Genomic DNA, 26127 nt, shown 5'->3' on the forward strand with positions numbered 1-26127 from the left:
GTGCGCGGGCAAGCGATGCGTGGGTTGAGGCAGAGCAAAGGTGGCGTGGTGGGTCGTGCACACCGAGGGCGGGGCCGGTCTATCGTTGATCGTCGGGCCAGGAGCGAACACGGGAACGCCGATGACGATGCGTGACACCGACCGGGCGCTGGTGCAGGCCGCCAGCGCGGTCGCCAAGCTGCGTTGTCGCAGCGCCGCACACACCCTCGCCTCGGCGGCCCGTACCGCCGACGGCCGGGTCGTGTCCGGGGTCAACGTCGTGCATCCCGGCGGGGGCGCCTGCGCCGAGGTGGTGGTGGTCGGCGCCGCGGCCACGCAGAACGTGGGTGAGCTGGAGACGATCGTCACGGTGGGCGACCGGGGCCGTGTCCTGGTTGCCCCCTGCGAGCCGTGCCGTCGGCTGCTGGCCGACCACTTCCCGGCGCTGCGGGTGATCATCGGTCCGGTCGACGATCCGCAGGCGGTACCGGTGGCCGAACTGCTGCCCACCGCCACCGCCGACATCGCCGACTGACGTCGGATCGGGCGGCCGTCGCCCGGGTCGACAAGCGCCGACGAGCGGGTTGCGCTGGCTGGGCCGGCTCCGGGGGCGGCCAGCCTCAGTCTCCGGCGGGGCCGACCAGCCTCAGCCTCCGGGGCCGACCAACCTCAGTCTCCGGCGGGGCGGGGGTGGCCGGCTTCAGTCGCCGGTGGCGACCTCCAGCATGGAACGGGGGACCGGCACGTTCTCGAAGCGGACGTTGCCCTCGGGCACCATCCAGGAGAGCACGTGCGCGATCAGCTGACCCGAGCGGACGGCGGGGTCGTTCCGGTACAGCTCGCGGGCCATCTGCGGGTCGACCGAGAGGACGGCGATCCCACGGATCTGCGCGTCGTCGCGGTCGACGAACGGGCCGGCCGCGAGCACCGCGCCCTGCTCCACCAACCCGGCCTGATGGGCCAGGTGCGTTTTCTCCAGCAGATCGGCCGCCTCCTGCGGCAGCTCAGGAGCATCGACGGGCCGTACCAGAAGCACCACCGTGTGCCGATCGAATCGCATGTCCCACCCTAGGCAGGGCCTGCTCATGATCCCCGCAAGTTCCCTGATAGTGCTGCCTCGTCAGGGTGGGGAGACCGCAGCATCCCCGAAATTGTGCGGATCTTTCACCATCCGGGCCTCAGTGAGGGCGGCGGTGGGTCAGGGTGTGGCGGAGTTCGGCGAGGAAGCCGTCGAAGTCGTGGCGGAGGCGCTTCGCGGTGACGTGTAGGACGATCCAGTCGTTGCCGAGGAGCCGGTTGAGTCGGCGCCGGTCGCGGTGGAACTGTTCAGGGTCGTGATGCCAGAGCCCGTCGTACTCGACGGCCACCCGCAACTCCGGCCAGGCGAGATCGACCCGGGCGACGAACCGGCCCTGGCGCTCCACGACGAACTGCGTCACCGGCCGCGGCAGCCCGGCCAGCACGACGCGTACCCGCAAGCGCGACTCGGGTACCGACTCGGCTCCGGCGTCAGCCAGTTCGCTCACCCGGAGCAGCCGCTTCCAGCCCCGATCGCCGGCCCGTGAGCGGGCCAGTTCCGATAGGTCGTCGAGTCGCACCGCTCCGCTGGCGGCGAGCCGATCCACCGTCGCCACCGCGTCTTCCACCGAGCACCACTGCGCGAGGTCCCAACAGGTGCGTCGAGGGCGGGTGACCCGGAGTTCCCCGTGCAGCGTGATCTCGTCCTCACCCACCTCGGCGGTGTGCGCCGCCAGGCCCGCCACCGGCCCGAACCGTCGGCCCGTGGGCAGGAGCACATCGATTGGCTCGTCGGCGCCGACATTTCCGGCGCCGAACAGCGCTGCGGCGCTGCGACCCGCGATCGCCGCGTCCGCCGGGAGTAACAGCCGTGTCGCCGCCCGGCACCGGGTCCGATGCGAGATCGCGAGGTGGGCATCGGCGTAGACGTCCCGGAAGAGCGGTCGCCAGGCTCTGCTGCGCAGTTCGGTACGCGTGAGCAGCCCACGGGCCACCACGTCGGAGCCTCGGAAGATGCGACCCCGCAACTGCGGTGGCCGCCGGGGGGAGATCGGCATGGGCCCCACCCTGGACGAGCGGGACCCACCGTCGCCGCCCCTGTGGACAACCCCGACGTGGCGGTCCCGCCGCCCTGTGGACAACATGCGCCAGGTGCTGGTCCGCCGTGCGGAGGCCCGTCCGCGGGGTGCTGGCCGGATTGAGTGGTGGGAATCCGGGCCGTGCTTGGTCAGGTCGACTGGTGGAGGTCCGCCGTCGCGGTCAGGCGGCGGCGGACCAGATGGCGCGGAAGGCGGCGGCCTCGCCGGCCAGCCAGCGCTCGATCTCGTCGGGCTTCACCCCGTCGGGCATGCGGTGGGCGGTGCCGCGGCGCACGTCGACCAGGACCGGCTCGGCGTGGGGCAGGACGGCGTCCATGTGGCGGGCGGTCAGGTGCAGGGCGGCCAGCATTGCCTCCTCGCTGGGCGGCGCCTCGTCGAAGTGCAGCCGGACCGCCTCGGCGCGGCCGTCGGCGTACCGGATGCCGAAGTGTGGGTTGATCTTGACGGGGAGGTCGCCGAGCATGGCCAGGGCGTCGCGGGTCTGGGCGAGGTCGACGCCGGCCGGCTCGCCGAGCGAGCGCAGCCAGGCCGTCGCGCCCGGTACGAGGGTCTGGTAGAGCGGTCGCCAGCGGGGCTTGACCACGTCGGCCACCTGCGCCAGGTGGGTGCCGCCGGTGTGGAAGGCGATGTCCGCCTTGAGCGCCTTGACGAACTGGCCGTGCGGGTTGAAGCCGGACCGGCTGGCCCGCTGCCGGCGCAGGCCGCCGACGAAGCTGGCCTTGGTCGGCCCGGTGCGGCCGACGTACCGGGTGAAGCCGAGGAGGGTGGCGTACGGCGTGAGGGGGGTGGAGACGGGTGCGGTCACGAGCATCCTCCCAGGTCAGGAACTCGATTAGTACATACATTCTAATCGACGGGCCTGACATCGCCCAGGGCAGATAAGGGGCCACCCGGACACTCCGGATGGCCCCTGAAGAAGGAACTTTTCTACAGCTGACCGACGTCGGTGATCCGCACGACCGCGGCACCCGCCTCGTCCGAGGCGGCCAGGTCGATCTCGGCGCTGATCCCCCAGTCGTGGTCGCCCTCCGGGTCGTCGAGGATCTGCCGCACGGTCCAGCGCTCCCGGCCCTGCTCGATCATGAGCAGCGCCGGGCCGCGGGCGTTCGGCCCGGTGCCGATCTCCCCATACGACTCGAAGTACGGCTCCAGCGCGTCGGCCCAGGCGTCGGCGTGCCAACCGGCGTCGTCGTCCAACTCGCCGAGCGCGTCCCAGTGCCGCAGCGCGGCCAGCTCCACCCGGCGGAACAGGGCGTTGCGCACCAGCACCCGGAACGCCCGCGCGTTGCGGGTCACCGCCGCCGGGCGATCGTCCAGGGCGGCGGTCACCTCCGGCAGGTCGGTGGGGTTGCGCAGCCGCTCCCACTCGTCGATGAGGCTGGAGTCGACCTGCCGGACCAGCTCGCCGAGCCACTCGATCAGGTCGACCAGTTCCTCGGTCTTGGCCTCCTCGGGCACGGTCTGCCGCAGCGTCTTGTACGCGTCCGCGAGGTAGCGCAGCACCAGGCCCTCCGAGCGGGACAGCCCGTAGAACTGCACGTACTCGGTGAAGGTCATCGCCCGCTCGTACATGTCCCGCACCACGGACTTGGGGGAGAGCTGGTGGTCGGCGACCCACGGATGCCCCTGCCGGTACATCTCGTACGCGTTCTCCAGCAGCTCGGCCAGCGGCTTGGGCCAGGTCACCTGGTCGAGCAGTTCGAGGCGGGCCTCGTACTCGATGCCCTCGGCCTTCATCGCGGCGACCGCCTCGCCGCGGGCCTTGAACTGCTGCGCGGAGAGCACCTGGCGCGGGTCGTCGAGGATCGACTCGATCACGCTCAGTACGTCGAGGGCGTACGACGGTGACTCGGCGTCCAGCAGCTCGATGGTGGCCAGCGCGAGGGGCGACAGCGGCTGGTTGAGCGCGAAGTCGAGCTGGAGGTCGACGGTGAGCCGGACCCGCCGGCCGGTCTCGTCGGGCTCGGGCAGCTCCTCGACCACACCGCCGGCCCGCAGCGCCCGGTAGATGGCGATGGCCCGCCGGATGTGCCGGCGCTGGGCCGCCCGCTCCTCGTGGTTGTCGGTGAGCAGGTGCCGCATGGCGGCGAACGCGTCGCCGGGGCGGCCGATGACGTTGAGCAGCATCGAGTGGCTGACCTGGAAGCTGGAGGTCAACGGCTCCGGCTCGGCCTCGACCAGCCGGTCGAAGGTGGGCTGGCCCCAGCCGATGGAGCCCTCCGGCGGCTTGCGCCGGACCACCTTGCGCCGCTTCTTCGGGTCGTCACCGGCCTTGGCGAGGGCCTTCTCGTTCTCGATCACGTGCTCGGGGGCCTGCACCACGACCCGGCCCAGGGTGTCGAAGCCGGCCCGACCGGCGCGGCCGGCGATCTGGTGGAACTCCCGGGCTTTGAGCAGCCGGGTCCGCACCCCGTCGTACTTGGACAGGCCGGTGAAGAGCACCGTGCGGATCGGCACGTTGATGCCGACGCCGAGAGTGTCCGTACCGCAGATGACCTTGAGCAAACCGGCCTGCGCCAGGGTCTCCACCAGCCGGCGGTACTTCGGCAGCATGCCGGCGTGGTGCACGCCGATGCCGTGCCGGACCAGCCGGGACAGCGTCTTGCCGAAACCCGAGGTGAACCGGAAACCGCCGATCGCCTGCGCGATCATGTCCTTCTCGGCCCGGGTGCAGACGTTGACGCTCATCAGCGCCTGGGCCCGCTCCAGGGCGGCGGCCTGGGTGAAGTGCACGACGTAGACCGGGGCCTGCTTGGTCTCCAGCAGCTCTTCGAGGGTCTCGTGCAACGGCGTCATCGCGTACGAGAAGAGCAGCGGGACCGGCCGCTCGGCCGAGCGGACGACGGCGGTCGGCCGGCCGGTACGCCGGGTCAGGTCGTCGACGAAGCGGGTGGTGTCGCCCAGCGTGGCCGACATCAGCACGAACTGCGCCTGCGGCAGCTCGATCAGCGGCACCTGCCAGGCCCAGCCCCGGTCCGGTTCGGCGTAGAAGTGGAACTCGTCCATGACCACCTGGCCGACGTCGGCCCGGGTGCCCTCGCGCAGCGCCAGGTTGGCCAGGATCTCCGCGGTGCAGCAGATGATCGGCGCGTCGGCGTTGACGCTCGCGTCGCCGGTGAGCATGCCGACGTTCTCGGCGCCGAAGACCTCGCAGAGCGCGAAGAACTTCTCCGACACCAGGGCCTTGATCGGCGCGGTGTAGAAGGTTGTCCGGTCGTCGGCCAGGGCGGCGAAGTGCGCGGCGATCGCGACCAGGCTCTTGCCCGAACCGGTCGGCGTGTTCATGATCACGTTCGCCCCAGAGACGATCTCGATGACCGCCTCCTCCTGATGGGGGTAGAGGTCGAGGCCGCGCTCGGACGCCCAACTGGCGAACGCGTCGTAGAGGGTGTCGGGGTCGGCGGTCTTCGGCAGCGCGGCGGTGAGTGTCATGGCCGCTCCATCGTGCCCGGATCATGCCCCCCTACGCCAACCGGCGTCGCCCCCGGATGTTAGGAGGGGGCCCCTTTAGTACACCAGGCGTTAATAAGGTGCCCTTCCTTCATCTGTCAGCGGCGGCGGTAGAGCAAATCGGCGATCGGGCGGCCGGCCCGCAGCGCCCGCCGCTCGAACCGGGTCACCGGCCGATGGGCGGGCCGGGGCGCGAAACCGTCGTACAGGTTGACCAGGCCCGGGTCGGCATCCAGCGTCACCCGCATCGACTCGGCATACTCCGCCCAGTCGGTGGCGCAGTGCAGCGTGCCACCGACGGCCAGCCGGGAACGCAGCCGGGCGACATGCGCGGGCTGGATCAGCCGACGCTTGTGGTGCCGGGACTTCGGCCACGGGTCCGGGAAGAAGATGTGCACCGCGTCCAGCGAACCGGGCGTCATAAGATCGACCAGCTCCAACGCGTCGCCCTCGACGATCCGGATGTTGCCCAGTTCACGGTGGTGGACCAGGTCCAGCAGGTTCGCGATTCCGGGCGTGTGCACCTCGACCGCCAGATAATCTCGACCCGGGTCGGCGGCGGCCATCTCGACGGTCGTGTCGCCCATGCCGGACCCGATCTCGACCACCAGTGGGGCCCTACGCCCGAACAGGTCGGCGGGATCGAACGGGGCGGCGTCGGCGACGCGCAGGCCGTACATCGGCCAGAGCTGCTCCAACGCGGCCACCTGGCGGCCGCTCATCCGGCCGCCACGCGGGTGATAGGTGCGGATCGGCCGCGCCGCCGGTGCGGCGGCGACGGCGGGCATCGGGTCGGTGGAGGTCACAGCCAACCGAGCCTACGCGAGCATCGCGCCGGAACGGATGTGAGGTACGACCGGGGATGAGACCATCATCCCGTACGGCAGACCGGGTGTCCGGCGGCGCTCGGCGACTGTTCCGTTGCGCCGGGAGGGGGCATCGTGCCAGTGACCCGAACCCGTCCGGTGCCCCCGGCCGCCGCGCTCCCGGCCGCCGCGTCCCCGGCCGCCGCGTCCCCGGCCGCCGCGTCCCCGGCCGCCGCGTCCCCGGCGGCCTCGTTCGTGGCCCCGCTGCTCGCCTTGGCGACCGTCACGCCGCTGCTCGCCGTCGCGCTGGCCGTGCCGATCTGGCTGGCCACGCCGGCCCGCGCGGCAGGACCGGGACCGGCCGCCGTCCAGGAGGCCGCCGGGCACCCGGTCGCCGCGCCGCAGCCGCCCGGCCCGAACGTCTTCATCGAGGTCAGCCCCGGCACGGTGGAACCGGGGCACCTGGTCGGCCTCAAGGCCAGCTGCCAGGACAACTCGGTCGGCGCCATCGCCGTCTCGGACGCCTTCGGCCGGGTCGCGGTGCAACCCCAGCGCGGGCTGCTGACCGGGACGGCCCAGGTGAAGGAGCGGGTGTTGCCCGGCAGCTACCGGGTCAAGCTGGAGTGCCGGGGCGGCGAGACCGCGTCGACCATGCTCCAGGTGGTACGCACCGTCAAGCCCAGCCGGGGGCCGGCGACCGGCTTCGGTGGCGGTGCCGGCGGGGTCGCCTCCGGTCTGCTGCTGCCCGGCGGGCTCGCGCTCACCATCGCCGGCATGGTGGTGTGGATCGTGGCGACGCGTCGTCGCGGCGTGCGTGGGTGAGCGTGCCATGCCCGCCGCCCGTGGTGCCCCCCGACCGACCAGCTTCGGCCGAGCGACGCGAGGCGCTGCTGCTGGCCGTGCGGGACGTGGCTCCGGTACCGGCCGGGCGGGACGCCCCACCGGCAGCCCGCCGCGTCACGACCTCTTCGTACCGGATGGTGCCGGCCGCGCGTCGCGACCGACCGACCCCGACCACACACCGCGACCGACCGACCCCGACCGCGCGCCAAGACCGACCGGCCCCGGCCCAGACCCCGACCGCGCGCCCAGCGTCGCCCGCCGTACGCCTGGCTCTGCCCGTGGTGCCGTGCCCGGTGTCGCCCGTGGGGCCGTCCCCGGCTTCGCTGGCAGCAGCCGGCGCGAGCTGCGGTCCGGCCGCAGCCCTGGTCGCTGCCGCTCGCCGTGGTGCTGGTGCTGGTCGGCGTCTTCGCTACCGGAGCCGGGCTGGGCCGCGCCGTCGGCAGCCCGCTGGGGTGGGCCGCGACCGGCGGTGAGCAGGCGTCGGCCGGCGGGCCTGCCGCGCGTACGGCGGCCCGGCCGGTGCGCCTCTCCGTCCCGTCGATCGACATCTCCGCTGCGGTGAAGCCGGTCGGTGACGCACCCGACGGCACCATCGCGGTGCCGCCGTTGAGCCGGCACCAGGAGACCGGCTGGTATGACCGGGGCCCGGTCCCCGGCGACCCCGGCCCGGCCGTGATCGTCGGGCACGTGGACACCAAGAGCGGCCCGTCGGTCTTCTACGACCTGGGCAAGCTCCGGGTGGGCGACACGGTCGAGGTGACCCGGGAGGACCGCTCGGTGGCGGTCTTCACCGTGAACTCCGTCGAGCACTTCCCCAAGGACCAGTTGCCCGCCGAGCGCGTCTACGGCCACGACGGCCCACCGACCCTGCGCCTGATCACCTGTGGCGGCCAGTGGATCGGCGGCCAGACCGGCTACGCCGACAACGTGATCGCCTTCGCCACCCTCACCACCACCCACAACCCCTGACCCGCCGTGCGGAAGGATAGTGGGTGGTGGCCAACTCTCAGGCTGGCCGGGTAGCTCCTCGGCAACCCCGAGGCCGCGACCCTGAACCGTTCCAGGCTGGTCGGTGCCGGGAACGCCGTGGGCGTACCGAATGCCCGCAGCTTGATCGGTGTCACGGCCGAGATCGCGGCCGTGACGTTCAGAAGCGGTGAGATGCCGGCCCGTCAGGGGACCTGCTGCACGACCTCGAATTCGAGGAGGCTGGCGCCGGTGGCGACCGGTGGGCGCTGCTCGCCGGGCGGGGCGGCGTGCGCGGCGCGGGCGGGCCCGGCGGCCCAGTCCTGGTACGCCTGCTCGCTCTCCCAGCGGGTGTAGACGAAGTAGCGGCTCTCGCCGGCCACCGGGCGCAGCAGCTCGAAGCCGAGGAAACCGGGGGAGTTCTCCACCGCCCGGGCCCGTGCCGCGAACCGCTTCTCCAACTCCTCACCGGCTCCCGCCGGAACGTCGATCGCGTTGATCTTCACAACAGCCATGTCCCCACCCTAGACCTGAAGATGCGAACAGATCTTGGTACGTCGACGCCCGGCCGGGGGGCAGTTTCCTACCAGGGTCGGCGGGAGGGAGTCAGAACGACTCGACGGTGGGGAGGAGGTCGGCGTCGACCACGATGGGGGCGTGGTCGGAGGGGGCCTTGCCCTTGCGGGCCTCCCGATCCACGTACGCCGAGCGGACCGCGCGGGTCACCGGCGCCGAGGCGTACACCAGGTCGATCCGCATGCCCTTGTTCTGGTGGAACATCCCGGCCCGGTAGTCCCAGTAGGTGTACGGGTGTGGCCCCTTCATCGGGGTGGGCACCACGTCGGTGAGGCCGATATCGCGTAGCGCCGCGAGGGCTGCCCGCTCGGCGGGGGTGACATGGGTGGAGGTGGCGAACAGCGCCGGATCCCAGACGTCCTCGTCGGTCGGGGCCACGTTGAAGTCGCCGCAGACCGCCAGCGCCGGCGCGCCGGTCAGCTCGGTGTCCAGGGCGTCCCGCAGCGCCGCCAGCCAGGCCAGCTTGTACGCGTAGTGCGGGTCGTCGGGCGTGCGGCCGTTCGGCACGTACACCGACCAGACCCGCAGCCCGTCGCAGGTGGCCGCGATGGCGCGGGCCTCCGGCTCGGGGAACTCGGGCTCGCCGGGGAACCCGACCGTGACGTCGGCCAGGCCGACCCGGGACAGGATGGCGACGCCGTTCCACCGTCCGTCGCTGTGGCTGGCCACCGTGTAGCCCAGCTCGCCCACCTCGGCCACCGGGAAGGCGCCGTCGGGGCACTTGGTCTCCTGTAGGCAGACCACGTCCGGCCCGGTGCCGGCCAGCCAGTCGAGCAGTCGGGGCAGGCGGGCCTTCACCGAGTTCACGTTCCAGGTCGCCAGGCGCATGCTGCCAGCCTGCCGCATCCCGGCCCGCTCCGCGCGCCGCCGCACCAGCCCGCCCCCCGCACCAACTCGCCCCCGCACCAGCTCGCCCACTGCGGCGGCACGCCCCCGCACCAGCTCGCCCCCTGCGGCGGCTCGCCGGCCCGCGGGTGTTAGTAGGGGGCCCCTCCTATACACCAGGCGTTAACAGGGGGCCCCTCCTTACATCCCCTTACATCTCGGGGGGGCGGGTTTGTTCGGCTAGGAAGCGTTCGAGTTCGGCGCCGAGTTCCTCGGCGGTGGGCAGCGGGCCGCTCTCCGGGGCGAGCAGGTTCTGGCCGCTGCGACCACGGGCGAACGCGTCGTACTGCTCTTCGAGGGCCTGGACCAGGGCGGCGGCCTCGTCGCTCTGCGCGACCTGGCGGTCGATCTCCACCCGGACCACCTCGGCGGAGGAGCGCAGCCCGTCGCTGGGCAGCAGCAGCCCGGTGCTGCGGGACACGGAGGCGAGCAGCACCTCGGCGGCGGCCGGGTACTCGGCCTGCGCGACGTAGTGCGGCACGTGCGCGGCGAAACCCAGCGCGTCGCGGCCGGCCTCGCCCAGGCGGAACTCCAGCAGGTGGCCGACGCTGCCGGGGACCTGGACCCGTTGCAGCCACGGCTCGTAACCGGAGATCAGGTCGCGTCGGGTGGCGTGCGCGGTCACCCCGGTCGGTCGGGTGTGCGGCACCGCCATCGGGATCGCGTTGAGCCCGACGGTGAGTCGTACGTCCAGCCGGGCGGCGAGCCCGGCGACGGCGGCGGCGAACCGTTCCCACTGAAGGTCCGGTTCCGGCCCGGCGAGCAGGAGGAAGGGGGTCTCGTCGTCGTCGTGCAGCAGGTGCAGTTCCAGCGCCGGCTCGTCGTAGCTCTCCCAGTGGTCCTCCACGAAGGTCATCACCGGGCGGCGGGAGCGGTAGTCGAACATCTGGTCCAGGTCGAACCGGGCGATCGGGCGGGACTCCAGCGACGTGAGCAGCTGTTCGCGGGCCAGCCGGCCCGCGTTGCCGGCGTCGACGAAACCGGTGAGGGCCTGGATCAGGACCGGTTGGCCGAGGTCGGGCAGATCGTCGGTGAGTTCGTAGAGCTCGTGTGGGTCGAGCACCGGTGCGGCCTCCCTGGATGCGCATAACGGGTCGCCGGGTTGGCGGCGGCCCCGATCGCCAGAACGTACCCGCCATCCTGATGCATTCCTGCCGCGCCGGGCCGTCCGGCCCGGCACCGGTGCGCAACGGCCGTTCGGGTAGGGCGTTGCCGCGCCGGGGTACACATGGATGAGCGCCACCGAAGGGAGAGGCGATGAGCGACCCGGCCGCCGCCGACGAGCAGCCCACGACCCCTGCCTCGCCCCGGCCCGCGTCCGCCGGCGAGGCCATCGACGCCCCGCCGGCCACGCTCTGGGACCGGATGCGCCGGGATCCGCAGTACGCTCCGGAGCACCTCGCGGTCGAGGCGGTGCGTCGGCTCGGGCCGGAGGCGGCGCGGTGGGCCCGGCAGGCCCGCGCCGAGCAGCCCGGCGTGACCGCCGAGACCCTGGCCGAGCAGGCGGTACGCCGGTTCGTCAGCCGGGCCCGGCTCTCCGGCGCCGTTTCCGGGGCCGCCGGGCTGCCCGGCGCGGTGATCGACGTGGGGGTGTTGGCCTGGACGCAGGCCCGGATGGTGCTGCACATCGCCGCCGCGTACGGGGCGGATCCGGAGCACCCGGACCGGGCTGCCGATCTGCTGGTCCTCCAGCGGGTGCACAAGGTGGCCGCGAGCGCCCGGCTGGCGTTGGGGGTCGCGGCCGGCCGGGAGCGGGCCGGGGCGCTGTTCGGCGGCGGTGGGCAGGCGCCGCTGGGCCGGGTGATGCTGCGGCTCGGGGTCCGGCTCGCCCAGATGGCCGGGGTACGCGCGGCGAAACGGGTCTTCGCCAAGGTGATCCCCGGCGCGGCGATCGTGCTCGGCACCTGGGCGAACTCCTCGGCCACCACGAACCTCGCCGAGCGGTCCCGGGCCCTCTACCGGCGGCACGGCAACCCGCACATCCCGTCGCCCCGTCGTCCGCCGGAGGCCGACGATCAGTCGGCGTAGCCGGAGGAGCGCCAGGTCACCTCGGCGAGGCGGGACTGGCCGGCGGTGTTGGGGTGGAAGTAGTCCAGCGGGTTGACCAGGTCCAGGTCGAAGCGGACCCGGTGCACGGCGCCGCCGTCGTAGCGGCACCGGGAGCCGTACGCCCGGCAGGCCGCCGACAGGTGCCGGTTGTAGGCGTCGATCCGTTCCCGGAACGCCGTGCGGCGGGCCTGGTCGGCCGGGGCGGTCGAGGCCGCCTCGGCCAGCAACGCCGGGCAGACGCCGTGCCGCCAGGCCCGCACCACCCGCGACTCGCCGTGGCCGACCTCCCAGAGCCGGTACAGATCGGGGATGCTGACCACCAGCACCCGCGCCTTCGGGCGGCCCTCGCGCAGCACCCGCAACCCCCGGTCGATCTCGGCCCGGAAGTCGGCCACCGGGGTCATCGCCTCGATGGTGCCCCGGCAGGCGTCGTTGGCGCCGATCAGCACCGTCACGTAGTCGGCGCGGTCGCGTACCGCCGCCTCGGCCTGGCCGGCCAACGCCGCGGCCCGCGCCCCCGGGCGGGCGTGGTTGTGCGCCTTGTCGCGCAGCCCCGGGTTGCGGTCGAGCAGCCGGCGGTAGTGGCTCTCCACCCGCAGCCCGTCCCCGGTCGACCAGGAGTTGCGTTCGCACGAGGTCAGCACCAGGCAGGAGCCGAAGCCGGTGGTGATCGAGTCGCCGAGCGCCGCGACCACCTTGGGGGTGCCGGGCGGTGGCGTGCCGCGGGTCGGCCGGGGGGCCGCTTCTCCGCCCCCTTCGCAGGCCAGCGCGACCAGTGCGAGTAGGCAGACGACGGCGGTGGTCCAGCGTCCAGGCATGACTTCCCCAGCCTCACAGCGCAGAGCGACGGCATGGTGACTCTACGCGCGGGCTGGTCGGCGGTCACGCGCTGTTGTCGGGGATGCGGCAGACGCCTGTCGTCGCGGCGGTCAGCGTGGTACGCGCCAGGGGGCGCGCTGCCCGTGCAGCCACCACTGGAGAGCCCGGGTGATCCGGGGCAGCACCAGGTACGTCATCAGCGGGGTCAGGGTGAGGGTCATGACCAGCACCCGGGCCGCGGTGGGCAGGCCCGGCAGGAGCTGCCCGGTCAGCAGGGTGGCGGTCAGGCTGAGCGGGAAGAACGCCAGCCAGATGGTGACCGCCTGCTTCCAGCGCGGCGGTGACGGCGGCACGGTCGGCGCCGCGTCGAGCCGCTCGACGGCCTCCTCGCGGGCCGGGTCGAACCCACGGGGCGGTTCGAACTCGCGGGGCGGGTCGAACCAGCCCTCGATGCCGGTGCGCCGTTCGACCCGGGTGTGTTCGACGATGCCCTGCGCCGAGGTCAGCCACCAGTGGCGCTGCGGCGAATCCTCCCAACGGCGCAGGGTGTCCTGGTCGGCGAAGCGGTAGAGCATGTGCCACTCGCCCGAGCCGGGGGCGCTGCGAACCCACCCGGCGCCCAGGAAGCCCGGGAACGCCTCGGCCAGCGCGGTGCCGGCCCGCATCCACGCCACCATCTCGTCGGTGCGGGCGGGATCGGCGCGTCGGGCGACGGCGACGGTCACCGGCGCGGCGGGGCTCACGGTCATGCCCTCCATGTTCCCCGCCGGTACCCCGATAGGCCCGCTCCCGAGGGCCCGGTGTAACGCAACCCACCACCCGACGAAGCCGCCGCGGCGTCGATGGTTATCCCCGGCTCCGGAGGGTAGGTGGGGGTGATGACGAGATCACAGCCCCGGCGTGCCCGCGGCACGGTCGGTCACGGGTACAGCGCGCTGAACCTGCGGCTGGCGCTGGCCAGCTTCGGGCTCGTCACCATGATCGTGTTCGCGGTGCTGGCGTTCCGCGCCGCGCTGGTCTGGCTGGGGGTGGCCTGCGCCGTCTTCGCGGTGGTCGCCGTCGTCGACCTGGCCGTCATCCAACGTCGCCGGGCCGCCCGCCGCCGGGAGGAGCCCGGCGTGCGGCACTCGCTCTTCGAGTGACGGGAGAAAGCCCTGATGACCATCGCCACCACCAACCCCGTGAACGGGCAGGTGCTCAAGACGTACGGGGCGATGTCCGACGAGCAGATCGACGGCGCGATCGAACGGGCCGACCTGGCGCATCAACAGTTGCGCGGGACCAGCATCGCGCAGCGGGGTGGGTGGCTGAACGCGGCGGCCGACCTGCTGGAGGCGGAGCGCGACGAGATCGCCCGGCTGATGACCACCGAGATGGGCAAGACGTACGCGGCGGCGAAGGCCGAGGTCACCAAGTGCGCCACCGCCTGCCGCTTCTACGCCCTCCACGCGGCGGAGTTCCTCGCCGACCAGCCGGCCGACGCCCGGGCGGTCTCCGCCACCCGGGCGTTCGTCCGCTACCAGCCGATCGGGCCGGTGCTCGCGGTGATGCCCTGGAACTTCCCGCTCTGGCAGGTCATCCGCTTCGCCGCGCCGGCGCTGATGGCCGGCAACACCGGGTTGCTCAAGCACGCCTCCAACGTGCCGCAGACCGCGCTCCTGCTGGAGGACGTGTTCCGCCGCGCCGGGTTCCCCGAGGGCGCGTTCACCACCCTGCTGGTCGGCTCCGACGCGGTGGACCGGATCCTGCGCGACCCACGGGTACGCGCCGCCACCCTGACCGGCAGCGAGGTCGCCGGGCGCTCGATCGGCCAGATCGCCGGCCGGGAGCTGAAGAAGACCGTGCTGGAACTGGGGGGCAGCGACCCGTTCGTGGTGATGCCCTCGGCCGACGTGGAACTCGCCGCCGAGGTGGCCACCACCGCCCGCTGCCAGAACAACGGCCAGTCCTGCATCGCGGCCAAGCGCTTCATCGTGCACGCCGACCTCTACGACGCCTTCGCCGAGGCCTTCGCGCACCGGATGTCGGCGCTGCGGGTGGGTGATCCGATGGACGACGACACCGATGTCGGGCCGCTGGCCACCGAGCGGGGCCGCAACGAGGTCGACGCCCAGGTGCGCGACGCGGTCGACCGGGGAGCCACCGTGCTGTGCGGTGGGGAACTGCCGGCCGGCGAGGGCTGGTTCTACCCGCCGACGGTGGTCACCGACCTGGACCCGGGGATGCGGATGTGGTCCGAGGAGGTGTTCGGGCCGGTCGCCGGGCTGTACCGGGTCTCGTCGTACGAGGAGGCGATCGAGCTGGCCAACGGCACCGCCTACGGCCTCGGCTCGAACGCCTGGACCCGCGACCCGCAGGAGCAGGAGCGGTTCGCCACCGACCTGGCCGCGGGGGCCGTCTTCATCAACGGCATGACCACCTCCTACCCCGAGCTGCCGTTCGGCGGGGTCAGGAACTCCGGCTACGGCCGGGAGCTGTCGGCCCACGGCATGCACGAGTTCTGCAACGTCAAGACGGTCTGGATCGGCGACGGCACACCTCCCGCCAGCACCGGCACCCACGCCGAATAACCCGCCCCGCCGCTCCCCGCCCCCACCCGCCGCTCATCATGCAGTTGTGGTGCCCCCCAAAAAAGGGCATATCGGCACTTCCGGCCACCACAACTGCATGATCGACAGCGGCGGGGTGGGGCGGGGGTGGGGTGGGGTGGGGTGGGGGGTTAGTGGGGGTGGTGGGTTAGGACCTGGCCGGGCCAGGGGGGGTGGCCGGGGCGTTGCACGGTGAAGGGGTCGGTGGCGGTGAAGCCCTGCCGCTCGTACCAGCGCACCAGCGCGCCGTCGTCGCCGGCGTAGCAGTCCACCCGCAGCAGCCCCACGCCGCGCTCCCGGGCCAGCTCGGCGGCGTGCGCCAGCAGCCGGCCGCCGATGCCCTTCCCGGCGTGGGCCCGGTCGGTGACCAGCAGGTTCACGTACAGCTCCGGCTCGGTGGCCGGCGGCACGTACTCGGTCGCGGTGCCGACCACCAGCGCGCCGACCGGTTGCCCGGCCGCCTGCGCCAGCCACAGGCCACCGCCTCTGGCCCACGCGTCCGCCTGGCCGATGCGCCGCGGATCCGTCGAGGCGGGCTCGGCGCCCCACTGCCCGGTGCGCCCGAGCGCCGCCAGCCACGCGGTGGCGTCGTCGAGCAGCCGCAGCACCACTCCGGCATCCGCCGGCCCGCCCCGCCGCACCCCGACCTCCGCCATGCCCCTCATCCTCCACCACCCATCGAAAAGAAGTCTGGTCTGGATCCGACCGGATCCAGACCAGAACCTTGAGCAACTCGCCAGCGGAGGGCCCGGGTGGGTGCCGGTCGCCGACGGCGCCCACCCGGGGATCAGGGGATCACGAGACGGCGCAGGGGGCGCCGTTCAGCGTGATCAGGGACGGGGACGGGTTGGCGCCGCCGGTGGTGGTGGCGTTGAAGCCGAACATCGCGGTGCCGCCGGGGGCGATCCGGGCGTTGTACGACTCGTTCTTCGCGGTCACCGTGGCCCCGGACTGCGTCACCTGCGCCATCCACGCCTCGCGCACCGTGGCGTCACCGGTGAAGGCGAACCGGGCGGTCCAGCCGTTCAGCGTGGTGGCGCCGGTGTTGCGGATGGTCACCTGGGCGGTGAAGCCGGTGCCGCCGTGCCAGACGCCGTAGTTGGTGTAGGTGACCGTGCAGGCGGGCGGCGGGACCGCCCGGGCGTCGCCCTGGTCGGCCAGGAACGAGGCGATCCAGGCCAGCGCCGAGTTCCAGTTGATCGCGACCTCGTTGGTCGAGTAGGAGGCGATGTCGTCGACGAAGCAGAACATCGGCGCGCAGCCGGCGAGCAGCTGCTGCACGAGCGGGTCCTGGAGGTCGGCGTTCGGGCCGCCGGCCAGCGAGCCGGCGGGCGGCTTCGGCAGGCTCGGGTCGAGCTGGTGGCCGAAGATCCGGCTGTGCTGGTTCTCCGCCGCGTGCTCGCCCCACCCGGTCACGTACGAGATGTTCAGCGCGTTGCGGCCGAGGATGTAGTCCATCGCCTGCACGGCCCCGTCCCGGTACCTGCCGTCGCCGGTCAGGTCGAAGGCGGTGGCCAGCACGATCGCGTTGTTGATGACGTTGCTGTTGCCGCCCCAGAAGTAGCTGTCGGCGTCGCCGGGCATCGGCAGCCCGTACGCCTGGCGGCGCAGCTCGGCGAGGTAACCGTCGGCGGCGGCGGTGACCGAGGCCCGGATGCGGGCCAGCTCGGCGGCCGGCAGCCCGCTGGGCACGGTCGCCAGGTCCAGCCGGCCCAGCGCGGCGACGCTCTGCCAGCCGAAGCCACGGGCCTCGAAGACGTCGCCGGTGTGGTGCCGCGAGGCGGTCAGGTCGGTCAGGTAGGCGCGCTCGCCGGTGGTCAGGTACAGCTCGACGGCCGCCCAGTAGAACTCGTCGGTGACGTTGCTGTCGTCGTACGGGCCGCCGCCGTTGCTGTCGGCGCCGCTGGCGTACCGGTTGGGGTTGGCCTTGGCCGCCGCGTAGGCGGTCTTCGCCGCGGTGCCGCAGCGCTGCGCGAACGCCGTGTCGTACGGGGCGAACAGCCGGGCGCACTGGGCGGCCACGGCGGCCAGGTTCAGGGTGGCGGCGGTGGAGGGCGGGTGCAGTTCCCGCGGCTCCGGGTCGTCCTCGGGTTGCAGCGGCAGCCCGGTCCAGTTCCGGTCATGGATCTTGTGATGGGCCATCCCGGCCAGCGGCTTGCCCGCCGGCACCTGCATGCGCAGCAGGAACTCCAGCTCCCAGCGGGCCTCGTCGAGGATGTCCGGCACCCCGTTGCCGCGTTCGGGCACCCGCAGCGTGCTGTCGGCCAGGGCGGCGCCGTGTCCGGCGGTGGCGGCGTTCTTGGTCCGCTCGAAGGTGCTCAGCAGCTGGTAGGTGGCGATGCCGCCGTTGACCACGTACTTGCCGTGGTCGCCCGCGTCGTACCAGCCGCCGCGCACGTCGAGGCGGTAGTCGCAGACGCCGGGCTGGCAGGGCACGTCGGTGTCGCCCTGGTTGGGGGCGACGCCCAGGTGTCCGGCCGGCCGGGCGTACTCCGCGCCGACCAGGGCGCCGTCGATGGCGATGCCGCTGCGCTGGATGTAGAAGAACTGTAGGGCGTCCGAACGGAGCTGGTCGTAGAGCGTGCCGGAGATGTCGAACGGGTGGCTGACCTCGCCGTCCACGGCCAGCGTCAGGCCCCGCCCGGCGGTGCGGTACGACGAGAAGTCGACCGAGTGCACGTTCTGCGCCGACGCCGGGTCGACGCCGCGCGGGGTGGTGCTGCCGCGGGCCAGCACGGCGCCGGAGGCGGCGCGCAGCTGCCAGGGCAGCGCCGTGGTGGCCTCGGTGACCACGGTCGCGTTCTTCGGCCCGGCGGGCAGGTAGCCGACCTGGTTGACGCGGACCCGGGGGCCGGTGTCCGGCACGTACGGCTCGGGCGGCTCGCCGCCGCGCAACGAGACGTTGTCCAGGCAGACGGTCTGCTCGGCGGCGCTGCCGCCGACCTGGAAGATCAGCTGGGCTCGGGAGTCGTCCTCGGGCGCGACGAAGGTCCGTTCGATCCGCTGCTGGGTCGGGGTGGCCGCGGCGTTGACGGAGAAGTAGCCGGTGTAGGGGGCGTTGCCGAGTTGCAGCACGGCGTTGACCGCGCTGCCGGGGGTCGCGGTGACGTCGAAGCCGAGGGTGTACTCGGCGCCGCCGATCAGCGCGACGCCGTCCTGGCCGATGCCGGCGTCCCATTGGTTGGCCAACCCGCCGGGGACGGTGGTGCAGAGTTGGCCGTCGGTCACCCCGAGCGGGCCGGTGCCGTAGGAGAACCAGGGCGAAACGCCGGCGCTGAAGTCGCCGTTGGTGATCTGTTCGGGGGCGTCGGCCGGGGGATCGGCGTGGGCCGGGCCGGCGGACGCGCCGGTCAGCGCCACGGTGGTCGCCGCGGCGAGCACCGCGAGGCGACGTCGGGATGGCGTCACGGGGGATTCCTTCCGACGAGCGGGACGGAACGTGCGGGGTGGTGGGTAGCGTGGTGCGGAGGCTGGGAGCGCTCCCAGGTATCGGGCATGTTTCCAGGGCCGGCGGAGCCTGTCAATCGATCCTGTCCGATGAGAATCGGCTCCGCCGGCAGTGAGATTCGCCGCGCCACGCCCGGGCGTCCTGATCTCCTAGAGACAACCGCGCCCTTCGCCTGGCAGGCTGCGTGCCATGACCCTGAAGCTGCGTTCCGCCGGGACGAGCGACCGTGGGCTGATCCGCAGCGGTAACCAGGACGCCCTGCACGCCGGCACCTGGCTGGTCGCCGTCGCCGACGGCATGGGTGGCATGGCCGCGGGCGACCTGGCCAGCGCCATCGCCATCGAGGCGGTGGCGCCACTGGACCTGGCGACCCCCGAGGACGCTCTGGTCGCCGCGTTGCAGAGCGGCATCAAGCTGGCCACCACCGGGATCCGTCAGGCGGTCAGCGAGGACCCGCAGCGGCAGGGGATGGGCACCACGCTGACCGCGTTGCTGTTCGCGCGTACCGGCAGCTGCCTGGCCCTGGCCCACGTGGGCGACTCCCGCGCGTACCTGTTCCGCGACGGCGTGCTCAAGCAGATCACCCGCGACGACACCTTCGTGCAGATGCTCGTCGACCAGGGCCTGATCACTCCCGACCAGGCCGGCAGCCACCCCCGCCGGGCCGTGGTCACCCAGGCGTTGCAGGGCGACGAGGTCTCCCCGACGTACGCGACGATGCTGCCCCGGGCCGGTGACCGCTGGCTGCTGTGCAGCGACGGGCTCTCCAACGTCGTACCCGCCGACACGCTGGCCGAGGTGCTCGCCACCGAGCAGGAGCGGGAGGGGTGCACGCGGCGGCTGATCGAGCTGGCGCTGCGGGCCGGCGGCCCGGACAACGTCACCGTGGTCGTCGCCGACGTGGTCGACGAGGAGTGACGGTCAGCGCCGCCGCCCGGCCCGCCCGGTCGGCGTGGCCGTGGTCGGGTCCTCCGGCCAGGGGTGGCGCGGGTAGCGCCCGCGTAGCTCGGCCCGGACCTGCCGGTAGCCCGAGCGCCAGAACGAGGCCAGGTCGGCGGTGACCGCCACCGGCCGGCCCGCCGGGGAGAGCAGGTGCAGCAGCACCGGCACCCGGCCGCCGGCCACGTGGGGCGCGTCCGTCCAGCCGAAGGTCTCCTGGAGCCGCACCGCGAGCACCGGCGCGGCCGGGTCGGCGTAGTCCACCCGGATCCGGGAGCCGCTCGGCACGGTGATCCGTTCCGGGGCCAGCTCGTCCAGCCGGCCGGCCAGCGGCCACGGCGCCAGCCGGCGCAGCGCCCCGGCCACGTCGATGCGGGCCAGGTCGGCCCGGCGGCGGGCGGTGGCCAGCTCCGGGCCGAGCCAGTCCGCGGCGGCGGCCAGCAGCGCCGGATCGGAGACGTCCGGCCAGTCGTCGCCGAGCGCGTGCCGGCAGAACGCCAGCCGCTCGCGCAGCGCCCGCGCCGCCGGGGTCCAGGTCAGCAGGTCGAGGCCGGCGCCGCGCAGGCCGGTCAGCAGGGCCGCGACGACCTGCTCCGGGTCTGGTCGCGGCAGCGGGCGCTCGACCAGCTCGATCGCGCCGAGCCGGACCACCTCCCGGGCCACCACGTCCGTACCGGCCCAGCCGACCTCCCGCGCGGCGCGCAGCAGCGGCCCGCCGGCCTCCCGGGCGGTCGCCTCGTCCAGCGCGGCGGCGAGCCGCACCCGGGCGGTCGGCGCGCCGGGGAGCGGTCGGCCACCGCCACGGCCAGCCAGTCGGTGCCGGCCAGCGCCGACCCCGGCGCCAGCTCCGCCGCGGTCCCGCCGCTCATCAGGTACGCCGAGCCGCCGGGTCGCCGCACCCGGGCCAGCCGCTCGGGGTACGCCAGCCCGACCAGCAGCCCGGCGGCGAGATCGTCGGTCAGCGGCACCCGCATCCGCTCGTCCTGCCCGCGCCGACCCGCTGGCGCGTCTCCGGCGGCTGGCAGCAGGCGGCGCAGCCGGCGTACCTCGGTGCGCCACCGCGCGGTGGCGGCCGGGTCGGCGCCGGAGCGCAGCCGGCGCAGGGCGGCGGCGAGGTCGTCGCCCGGCCCGGCGGCGGTCTCCTCGGCGAGCAGCGCCACCACCTCGGCGGCCCGGTCGGCACCCACCCGGTCGGCCCCGTCGAGCAGTGCACGGGCCAGCCGGGGATGCGCGCCGGCGGCGGCGATCGCCCGGCCGCGTGCGGTGATCCGGCCGTCCGGTCCGAGCGCGCCCAGGGTGGAGAGCGTCTCGCGGGCCACCGCCATCGCCGCTGCGGGCGGCGGGTCGGGCAGCGCCAGCCCGGTGCCGTCGGGGTCGCCCCAGGCGGCCAGCTCCAACGCGAACCCGGTGAGGTCGGCGGTGGCGATCTCCGGCTCGGGATGGGCCGGCAGCCGCTCGTGCGCGGCCGGGGACCAGCAGCGGTAGACGTGGCCGGGGCCTCCCGGCCGGCCCGGCCGGCGCGCTGGGTGGCCGCGGCCCGGGACACCGGCACGGTGACCAGCGCGCCCAGCCCCCGGGCCAGGTCCAGCCGGGCCACCCGGGACAGGCCGGCGTCCACCACGGTCCGCACGCCCGGCACGGTCACGCTGCTCTCCGCCACCGCGGTGGCCAGCACCACCCGCCGCCGTGGCCCGGCCCGCAGCGCGGCATCCTGCTCGGCGCCGCCCTGCCGGCCGTGCAACCGCAGCACGTCGATGCCGTCGCGCAGGTCGGCCAGCCGGCCGGCGACGGCGCCGATCTCGCCCACCCCGGGCAGGAAGACCAGCACGTCCCCGTCGCGTTCCCGGACGGCCCGCCGGACGGTGGTCGCCACGTGGTCCAGCAGGGCCCGGTCCACCGGTCCGGCGCCGGGTGGCGGCACCGGGCGGGGTGGCGGCGCCCAGACCCGGGCCACCGGGTGCAACGCCGACGACGCCCGGACGACCGGCGCGGGCACGGCACCGCCGAGCAGGGCGGCGAAGCGGTCCGCCCGGGGGGTCGCGGACATCGCCAGCAGCCACAGATCCGGTCGCAGCGCGGCCCGGGACTCGACCGTGAAGGCGAGCGCGAGGTCGGCGTCGAGTTGCCGCTCGTGGCACTCGTCCAGCAGCACCGCGCCGACGCCGGCCAGCTCGGGGTCGTGGTGCAGCCGGCGGACCAGCAGCCCGGTGGTGACCACCTCAACCCGGGTCTGTGGGCCGGCCCGGCGCTCACCGCGCACCGCGTAGCCGACCCGGTCGCCGACCGGCTCGCCGAGCAGGGCCGCCATCCGGCGCGCCGCCGCACGGGCGGCCAGCCGGCGGGGCTCGGCGACGATCACCCGGCCGGCGACCGCGTCGGCCACGGCGAGCGGGGCGAGGGTGGTCTTGCCGGTGCCCGGCGGGGCGACCAGGACGGCCGCGCCCGCCGCGCGCAGCGCCGCGACCAGCCCCGGCAGCGCCGGTCGGACCGGCAGGTCGATGGGTACGTCGGAGAGCACGGCCCAGTCTCGCACCGCGTCCGTTCGACCAGGACGATCGGCCGCCCGGCGCCCGCCCCTGATCAGCCGGCGCGTGCCGCAGCGGCCGGTGGATCAGCGGGAGCGCAAGCCACCGACGAAGGCGTGCCAGGTCGACGGCGGGAAGGCCAGGACCGGCCCGTGGCGGTCCTTGCTGTCGCGTACCGCGATCCGACCGTCGACGGCGGCGACCTCGACGCAGTTGCCGTTGCCCACACTGCGCGTACTGGTGCGCCACTTCGCCGGGGACAGGTCGAGCGCGGTCATCGCGATCCCTTCGTCGATACCGACAGTGACCGCGTTGCAGCGGTCACGTAAAGTAACGAGAAGCCTCTTTCAGGCGCACCAAGGATGCCGCCGGATCGAGCGCCAGACGGCTCAGCCTCTCGTGCACAAGGCTATACGAGCGCACCTGTCCGGCCTCCTCCAGTGCCAGGCCTGTCGTGAGATTTTCCAGGTAAACCACTGCCGCGTCGGCCGCGTCGGCGAACGTGAGGATCACGTACGGTGAATTCATCGCCGGATGGCCACCGGCCTCGAACGGAAGTACCTGGATCGTGACGTTTGGTAACTGGGCAACGGTCTCCAGGTGGGCCAGTTGCCCCGCCATGACGGCCCGGTCGCTGACAGGGCGTAGCAATACTGCCTCGTTCAGCACCACCGAAAGCTCGACCGGGTCGTCGCTGCGCAGCACGTCCTGCCGGCGCAGCCGGGCGGCGACCTTGCGGTCGAGGTCCTCCTCGCCCGCGGTGAGCCGGTAGACCTGCCGGGCGTACGCCTCGGTCTGTAGCAGGCCGGGCACCGCCTCGGCCTCGTACGTGCGCAGGGTGGCCGCCTCGGCCTCCAGCCCGACGTAGAACTCGAACCACTCCGGCAGTACGTCGCTGTAGTGCTGCCACCAGCCGCGCTGCTGCGCGCCGCGGGCGATCTCGATGAGCGCCTCGGCGTCGGCGCCGGTGACCTGGTACAGCGCCAGCGCGGCGCGCACGTCGCGCGGCTTGATACCGATCTGGGCGTTCTCGATGCGGGACAGGTTGCTTTTGGACATGTCCAGTTGCCGGGCGGCGACATCCAGGGTCATCCCGGCGCGTTCGCGCAACTGGCGCAGTTCCCGGGCGATGCGGCGGCGGCGGACGGTGGGGCTCGCGGTCACCCTCCGAGTCTGTCATGACCAGATACGCAGGTCGCGTCAGCACGGAGTGCAACCGGGAAAAACGGGAGTTGCATTGCAGTTGCGCTCGGTGCATCCTTTCCCGGGTTAGCGATCACAATGGACGGGCGGCCTGGGAGGACGTTTGCTCATCGCCGACGAGTTCTTCCTGATCGCTCACGACGACACCCGAGGCAGGGCCAAGCTGCACCCGGCCGCGAACGGCCTCGGGCTGGCCGCCGGGCTCCTCGGTGAGCTGATCCTCTATGGACACATCACCGTCATCTCCGGCCAGGTCAACGTGCTCGACCGCCGCCCGCCGGCCGACGCGCTGGCGCACACCGTGCTCGACCAACTGATCGGCGAGGCCCAGCACCAGGCCGTGCGGACCTGGTTGAGCTTCCTGGCGCAGACCGCGGTGACCTCGGTCGGGGAGCGGCTGGCCCGGGCCGGCGTGCTGCGCCGGCAGGAGACCCGGCGGCTGTTGCGGACCACCATGGCCTACCTGCCGACAGACCTCAACGTGGCCGCCTGGCCGGCCACCCGCCTGCGCGCGGTGCTGGAGCGCCCGGAGCCACCGAGCGTGCCCGACGCGCTGCTGCTCGGTCTGGTGGCCGCCGCCGGGTTGACCCGCGAGGTGCTGTGGAGCGCCGGCCCCCGCGCCCACCACCGGCTCAACCTGATCATCCCGGCGCTGCCGGCCCCGCTGAAGGAACTCGTGGCGCACACGGAGTCCGCCGTGGGCGCGGCCGTGCTGCGCGGCATCCCCTGAACCGGTACACCCCTTCCCCTCCCCTGGAAACCGGAGCAGTCCATGTCCTCGACAGCGACAAGATCCGAACGACCGAGCAACGTCTCCGAGGCGCTGGCCCGTGGCCGGCTCGGCGTGCCCTCGGTCATCTTCTTCGTCCTCTCCGCGGCAGCGCCGCTGACCGTGGTCGCCGGTGTGGTCACCACCGGCTACGGGGTCATCGGGGTGCTCGGCATCCCGCTGGCGTTCCTGGCGGTCGCCGCGGTGCTGGCCCTCTTCTCCGCCGGCTATGTGGCGATGGCCCGCCGGATGGCCAATGCCGGAGCCTTCTACGCGTACGTCAGCCGAGGGCTGGGCCGCCCGGCCGGGGTGGGCACCGCCTGGGTTGCGCTGATCGCCTACAACGCTCTCCAGGTCGGGCTCTACGGCGCCATCGGCGCGGCGGCCACGCCGGTGCTGGACCGGCTCTTCGGCATCGCGCCACAGTGGTGGATCGTGGCGCTGGTGGCCTGGGCCCTGGTCGGGGTGCTCGGCCTGCTCCGGGTGGACATCAACGGCATGGTGCTGGCCGCCCTGCTCTGCGCCGAGATCGCCGTCATCGTGCTCTTCGACCTGGGCCAGCTGGGCAACCCGGCCGGTGGCAGCGTCAGCTTTGCCGCGTTCTCGCCGGACAACTTCTTCGTGCCCGGCGTCGGTGCGGTGCTGGTGCTGGCGATCCTCGGCTTCGTCGGCTTCGAGGCCTCGGTGGTGTTCAGCGAGGAGAGCAAGGACCCGAAACGCACCGTGCCGATGGCGACCTACCTCTCCGTGGCGATCATCGCGGTGGTCTACGCGCTCTCCTCGTGGAGCATGACGGTGGCCGTGGGACCGGACCGGATCGTCGAGGAGGCCGGCGCCCAGAGCGTCGATCTGATCTTCAATCTGGCCGGGGCGCACCTGGGCGACACGGTCCTCACCATCGGCCAGGCGCTCTTCCTGACCTCGGTGCTGGCCGCCATGATCTCGTTCCACAACACCACCGCGCGGTACGCCTTCGCGCTGGGCCGGGAGCGGGTACTGCCGGCGGCGTTCGGCCGGACCTCGCCGACCACCGGCGCGCCCCGGGCCGCGTCGCTGGCGCAGAGCGCGCTCGGGCTGGTGGTGATCGTGCTGTACGCGGTCAACGGCTGGGACCCGGTCCTGCAACTGTTCTTCTGGCTCGGGACCAGCGGCGGCTTCGGGGTGCTCCTGCTGATCGCCGTCACCGCGGTCGCGATCATCGCGTACTTCGCCCGCAGCGCTGAGCCGGAGACGCTGTGGCGGCGGCTGGTCGCGCCGGGGATCGCCGCGGTGGCGCTGACCGCGATCATCGTGCTGGCGGTGCAGAACTTCGCCAACCTGCTCGGCGTCGAACCCGACTCGCCGCTGCGCTGGCTCTTCCCGGCGGTCTACCCGGTGGCGGCGCTGCTCGGCGGGGTGTGGGGCCTGGTGCTGCGGCGCAACCGTCCCGACACGTACGCCCGGATCGGCCTCGGCGCGGAGAGCGCCGTGGCGGTCGCGGTGTCCCCGTCGGCCACCGGTCCGGTCGCCACGGAGGCCCGGCGGTGACGCCGACCATCGGGCGGCTCGAACCGGCGGATGCCCGGTGGGTGGCCGCCCGGATCGCCGAGTCCTTCCTGGTGCTGGACGCGACCCGATGGCTGGTGCCGGACGAGGCCAAGCGGGAGGCGGTGCTGGCCGGCAACTTCGAGATCATCGTCGAGCACGCCCTGCGGCACGGTCTGGTGTTCGGCACCGACGACCGGGCCGGGGTGGCGGTCTGGCTGCCGTCGGTCGGTGAGCCGCTGCCCCCGCCGCAGGAGTACGACGCCCGGCTGGCCGCCGCCTGCGGGGAGTGGACGCCGCGCTTCGTCCACCTCGACGAGCTGTTCGCCGCGAGTCATCCGCACCGGGACCACCATCACCTGGCGTTGCTGGCCGTCCAGCCGGAGCGCCAGGGCCAGGGCATCGGCAGCGCGCTGCTGCGCCACCACCACGCCTGGCTGGACGCCAACGGCGTGCCGGCGTACCTGGAGGCGAGCAGCGAGATCGGACGGAACCTGTACGCGCGGCACGGTTACCAGGTGTCCGAGCCGTTCCGGCTGCCCGACGGGACGCCGTTCTGGCCGATGTGGCGGGAGCCGGCCGCCGGCTGAGGCGACGCGGACACGATGGTGGCCGGGTCGTCGGACCCGGCCACCACCGCC

Annotated in this window: 24 protein-coding genes and 1 pseudogene; 10 read left to right on the plus strand and 15 right to left on the minus strand. The window is 73.4% G+C overall.

All coding sequences use genetic code 11. The annotated features are described in order from the left end of the window. The first annotated feature begins 121 nt into the window (after positions 1-121). Entirely contained in the window at positions 122-514 is a 393-nt protein-coding gene (locus ACQPYA_RS10560; protein WP_433532433.1) for a cytidine deaminase, read from the plus strand. 165 nt (positions 515-679) lie between these two features. Here the strand turns inward: ACQPYA_RS10560 and ACQPYA_RS10565 are convergent, their stop codons facing one another. The 5 genes from ACQPYA_RS10565 to trmB form a co-directional block, all read right to left on the minus strand. After that, positions 680-1039 carry a YciI family protein gene (locus ACQPYA_RS10565; RefSeq protein WP_433532434.1) on the minus strand — a complete coding sequence of 120 codons (360 nt, stop codon included), beginning with the start codon at positions 1037-1039 and terminating at the stop codon, positions 680-682. Between the two features lie 118 nt (positions 1040-1157). Further along, positions 1158-2054: a hypothetical protein gene (locus ACQPYA_RS10570; protein WP_433532435.1), complete on the minus strand. Its 897-nt coding sequence runs from the start codon at positions 2052-2054 to the stop codon at positions 1158-1160. Between the two features lie 202 nt (positions 2055-2256). Further along, positions 2257-2901, minus strand: a complete 645-nt coding sequence (locus ACQPYA_RS10575; protein WP_433532436.1) for a hypothetical protein — start codon at positions 2899-2901, stop codon at positions 2257-2259. Positions 2902-3023: 122 nt separating this feature from the next. Beyond that, positions 3024-5528, minus strand: a complete 2505-nt coding sequence (locus tag ACQPYA_RS10580; RefSeq protein ID WP_433532437.1) for a DEAD/DEAH box helicase — start codon at positions 5526-5528, stop codon at positions 3024-3026. A 116-nt stretch (positions 5529-5644) separates the two neighbouring features. Further along, the gene (gene trmB, locus ACQPYA_RS10585; RefSeq protein ID WP_433532438.1) at positions 5645-6352 is read right to left on the minus strand and encodes a tRNA (guanosine(46)-N7)-methyltransferase TrmB; all 708 of its coding nucleotides are present in this window, start codon (positions 6350-6352) and stop codon (positions 5645-5647) included. A gap of 255 nt (positions 6353-6607) precedes the next feature. Between trmB and ACQPYA_RS10590 the strand changes: the two genes are divergently transcribed. Continuing rightward, the gene (locus ACQPYA_RS10590) at positions 6608-7174 is read left to right on the plus strand and encodes a hypothetical protein (protein WP_433533457.1); all 567 of its coding nucleotides are present in this window, start codon (positions 6608-6610) and stop codon (positions 7172-7174) included. A 390-nt stretch (positions 7175-7564) separates the two neighbouring features. Beyond that, entirely contained in the window at positions 7565-8164 is a 600-nt protein-coding gene (locus ACQPYA_RS10595) for a class F sortase (RefSeq protein ID WP_433533458.1), read from the plus strand. Between the two features lie 203 nt (positions 8165-8367). Here ACQPYA_RS10595 and ACQPYA_RS10600 read toward each other — a convergent pair whose 3' ends face one another. The 3 genes from ACQPYA_RS10600 to ACQPYA_RS10610 all read right to left on the minus strand — a co-directional run bounded on the left by ACQPYA_RS10600 (position 8368) and on the right by ACQPYA_RS10610 (position 10685). After that, on the minus strand, positions 8368-8676 hold the full coding sequence (locus tag ACQPYA_RS10600) for an antibiotic biosynthesis monooxygenase family protein (RefSeq protein ID WP_433532439.1): 309 nt from the start codon (positions 8674-8676) through the stop codon (positions 8368-8370). Between the two features lie 91 nt (positions 8677-8767). Next, on the minus strand, positions 8768-9565 hold the full coding sequence (locus tag ACQPYA_RS10605; RefSeq protein WP_433532440.1) for an exodeoxyribonuclease III: 798 nt from the start codon (positions 9563-9565) through the stop codon (positions 8768-8770). A gap of 208 nt (positions 9566-9773) precedes the next feature. Then, on the minus strand, positions 9774-10685 hold the full coding sequence (locus ACQPYA_RS10610; RefSeq protein WP_433532441.1) for a proteasome assembly chaperone family protein: 912 nt from the start codon (positions 10683-10685) through the stop codon (positions 9774-9776). Positions 10686-10879: 194 nt separating this feature from the next. Here ACQPYA_RS10610 and ACQPYA_RS10615 point away from each other — a divergent pair, with 194 nt between their 5' ends. After that, complete coding sequence (locus ACQPYA_RS10615; protein WP_433532442.1) at positions 10880-11650, plus strand: hypothetical protein; 771 nt, start codon at positions 10880-10882, stop codon at positions 11648-11650. On the opposite strand, the gene ACQPYA_RS10620 is transcribed toward ACQPYA_RS10615, so the two are convergent. Continuing rightward, the gene (locus tag ACQPYA_RS10620; protein WP_433532443.1) at positions 11638-12489 is read right to left on the minus strand and encodes a GDSL-type esterase/lipase family protein; all 852 of its coding nucleotides are present in this window, start codon (positions 12487-12489) and stop codon (positions 11638-11640) included. The two genes, ACQPYA_RS10615 and ACQPYA_RS10620, sit on opposite strands and share 13 nt — an antisense overlap. 111 nt (positions 12490-12600) lie before the next feature. Next, the gene (locus ACQPYA_RS10625; protein WP_433532444.1) at positions 12601-13239 is read right to left on the minus strand and encodes an antibiotic biosynthesis monooxygenase; all 639 of its coding nucleotides are present in this window, start codon (positions 13237-13239) and stop codon (positions 12601-12603) included. Positions 13240-13368: 129 nt separating this feature from the next. Here ACQPYA_RS10625 and ACQPYA_RS10630 point away from each other — a divergent pair, with 129 nt between their 5' ends. Continuing rightward, on the plus strand, positions 13369-13632 hold the full coding sequence (locus ACQPYA_RS10630; RefSeq protein ID WP_433532445.1) for a DUF6343 family protein: 264 nt from the start codon (positions 13369-13371) through the stop codon (positions 13630-13632). Between the two features lie 15 nt (positions 13633-13647). Further along, positions 13648-15060 carry an NADP-dependent succinic semialdehyde dehydrogenase gene (locus ACQPYA_RS10635; protein ID WP_433532446.1) on the plus strand — a complete coding sequence of 471 codons (1413 nt, stop codon included), beginning with the start codon at positions 13648-13650 and terminating at the stop codon, positions 15058-15060. Positions 15061-15209: 149 nt separating this feature from the next. Here ACQPYA_RS10635 and ACQPYA_RS10640 read toward each other — a convergent pair whose 3' ends face one another. Then, complete coding sequence (locus ACQPYA_RS10640; RefSeq protein ID WP_433532447.1) at positions 15210-15734, minus strand: GNAT family N-acetyltransferase; 525 nt, start codon at positions 15732-15734, stop codon at positions 15210-15212. Positions 15735-15873: 139 nt separating this feature from the next. Continuing rightward, a complete protein-coding gene (locus ACQPYA_RS10645) occupies positions 15874-18486 on the minus strand; it encodes a glycoside hydrolase family 9 protein (protein WP_433532448.1) in 2613 nt (870 codons plus the stop codon). A 229-nt stretch (positions 18487-18715) separates the two neighbouring features. On the opposite strand from ACQPYA_RS10645, the gene ACQPYA_RS10650 reads away from it, so the two are divergent. Further along, complete coding sequence (locus ACQPYA_RS10650; RefSeq protein WP_433532449.1) at positions 18716-19444, plus strand: PP2C family protein-serine/threonine phosphatase; 729 nt, start codon at positions 18716-18718, stop codon at positions 19442-19444. Between the two features lie 3 nt (positions 19445-19447). Here the strand turns inward: ACQPYA_RS10650 and hrpB are convergent. From hrpB to ACQPYA_RS10665, 3 genes and pseudogenes are all read right to left on the minus strand, one after another. Further along, positions 19448-21983: pseudogene (hrpB, locus tag ACQPYA_RS10655) on the minus strand (ATP-dependent helicase HrpB). A 93-nt stretch (positions 21984-22076) separates the two neighbouring features. Beyond that, positions 22077-22268, minus strand: coding sequence for a DUF397 domain-containing protein (locus ACQPYA_RS10660; RefSeq protein ID WP_433532450.1), 192 nt, complete (start codon positions 22266-22268; stop codon positions 22077-22079). 43 nt (positions 22269-22311) lie between these two features. Beyond that, positions 22312-23154 carry a helix-turn-helix domain-containing protein gene (locus ACQPYA_RS10665; RefSeq protein ID WP_433532451.1) on the minus strand — a complete coding sequence of 281 codons (843 nt, stop codon included), beginning with the start codon at positions 23152-23154 and terminating at the stop codon, positions 22312-22314. A 142-nt stretch (positions 23155-23296) separates the two neighbouring features. Here ACQPYA_RS10665 and ACQPYA_RS10670 point away from each other — a divergent pair, with 142 nt between their 5' ends. From ACQPYA_RS10670 to ACQPYA_RS10680, 3 genes are read left to right on the plus strand one after another with little or no spacing between them, the layout of a single operon-like run. Then, positions 23297-23923, plus strand: a complete 627-nt coding sequence (locus ACQPYA_RS10670; protein ID WP_433532452.1) for a GOLPH3/VPS74 family protein — start codon at positions 23297-23299, stop codon at positions 23921-23923. A 42-nt stretch (positions 23924-23965) separates the two neighbouring features. Further along, positions 23966-25489: an APC family permease gene (locus ACQPYA_RS10675; protein WP_433532453.1), complete on the plus strand. Its 1524-nt coding sequence runs from the start codon at positions 23966-23968 to the stop codon at positions 25487-25489. After that, on the plus strand, positions 25486-26076 hold the full coding sequence (locus ACQPYA_RS10680) for a GNAT family N-acetyltransferase (protein ID WP_433532454.1): 591 nt from the start codon (positions 25486-25488) through the stop codon (positions 26074-26076). The genes ACQPYA_RS10675 and ACQPYA_RS10680 overlap by 4 nt, the downstream gene beginning before the upstream one ends. Positions 26077-26127: the final 51 nt, after the last annotated feature.

The organism is Micromonospora sp. CA-263727 (assembly GCF_050942455.1).
In the GTDB taxonomy this organism is placed as follows: Bacteria; Actinomycetota; Actinomycetes; order Mycobacteriales; family Micromonosporaceae; genus Micromonospora.

Excerpts from the sequence above, each read along its gene's own strand:
- ACQPYA_RS10560 (WP_433532433.1), top strand. The coding sequence starts at position 122 with ATGACGATGCGTGACACCGACCGGGCGCTGGTGCAGGCCGCCAGCGCG.
- ACQPYA_RS10565 (WP_433532434.1), bottom strand. The coding sequence starts at position 1,039 with ATGCGATTCGATCGGCACACGGTGGTGCTTCTGGTACGGCCCGTCGAT.
- ACQPYA_RS10570 (WP_433532435.1), bottom strand. The coding sequence starts at position 2,054 with ATGCCGATCTCCCCCCGGCGGCCACCGCAGTTGCGGGGTCGCATCTTC.
- ACQPYA_RS10580 (WP_433532437.1), bottom strand. The coding sequence starts at position 5,528 with ATGACACTCACCGCCGCGCTGCCGAAGACCGCCGACCCCGACACCCTC.
- ACQPYA_RS10600 (WP_433532439.1), bottom strand. The coding sequence starts at position 8,676 with ATGGCTGTTGTGAAGATCAACGCGATCGACGTTCCGGCGGGAGCCGGT.
- ACQPYA_RS10605 (WP_433532440.1), bottom strand. The coding sequence starts at position 9,565 with ATGCGCCTGGCGACCTGGAACGTGAACTCGGTGAAGGCCCGCCTGCCC.
- ACQPYA_RS10615 (WP_433532442.1), top strand. The coding sequence starts at position 10,880 with ATGAGCGACCCGGCCGCCGCCGACGAGCAGCCCACGACCCCTGCCTCG.
- ACQPYA_RS10620 (WP_433532443.1), bottom strand. The coding sequence starts at position 12,489 with ATGCCTGGACGCTGGACCACCGCCGTCGTCTGCCTACTCGCACTGGTC.
- ACQPYA_RS10625 (WP_433532444.1), bottom strand. The coding sequence starts at position 13,239 with ATGACCGTGAGCCCCGCCGCGCCGGTGACCGTCGCCGTCGCCCGACGC.
- ACQPYA_RS10630 (WP_433532445.1), top strand. The coding sequence starts at position 13,369 with ATGACGAGATCACAGCCCCGGCGTGCCCGCGGCACGGTCGGTCACGGG.
- ACQPYA_RS10635 (WP_433532446.1), top strand. The coding sequence starts at position 13,648 with ATGACCATCGCCACCACCAACCCCGTGAACGGGCAGGTGCTCAAGACG.
- ACQPYA_RS10640 (WP_433532447.1), bottom strand. The coding sequence starts at position 15,734 with ATGGCGGAGGTCGGGGTGCGGCGGGGCGGGCCGGCGGATGCCGGAGTG.
- ACQPYA_RS10650 (WP_433532449.1), top strand. The coding sequence starts at position 18,716 with ATGACCCTGAAGCTGCGTTCCGCCGGGACGAGCGACCGTGGGCTGATC.
- ACQPYA_RS10660 (WP_433532450.1), bottom strand. The coding sequence starts at position 22,268 with ATGACCGCGCTCGACCTGTCCCCGGCGAAGTGGCGCACCAGTACGCGC.
- ACQPYA_RS10675 (WP_433532453.1), top strand. The coding sequence starts at position 23,966 with ATGTCCTCGACAGCGACAAGATCCGAACGACCGAGCAACGTCTCCGAG.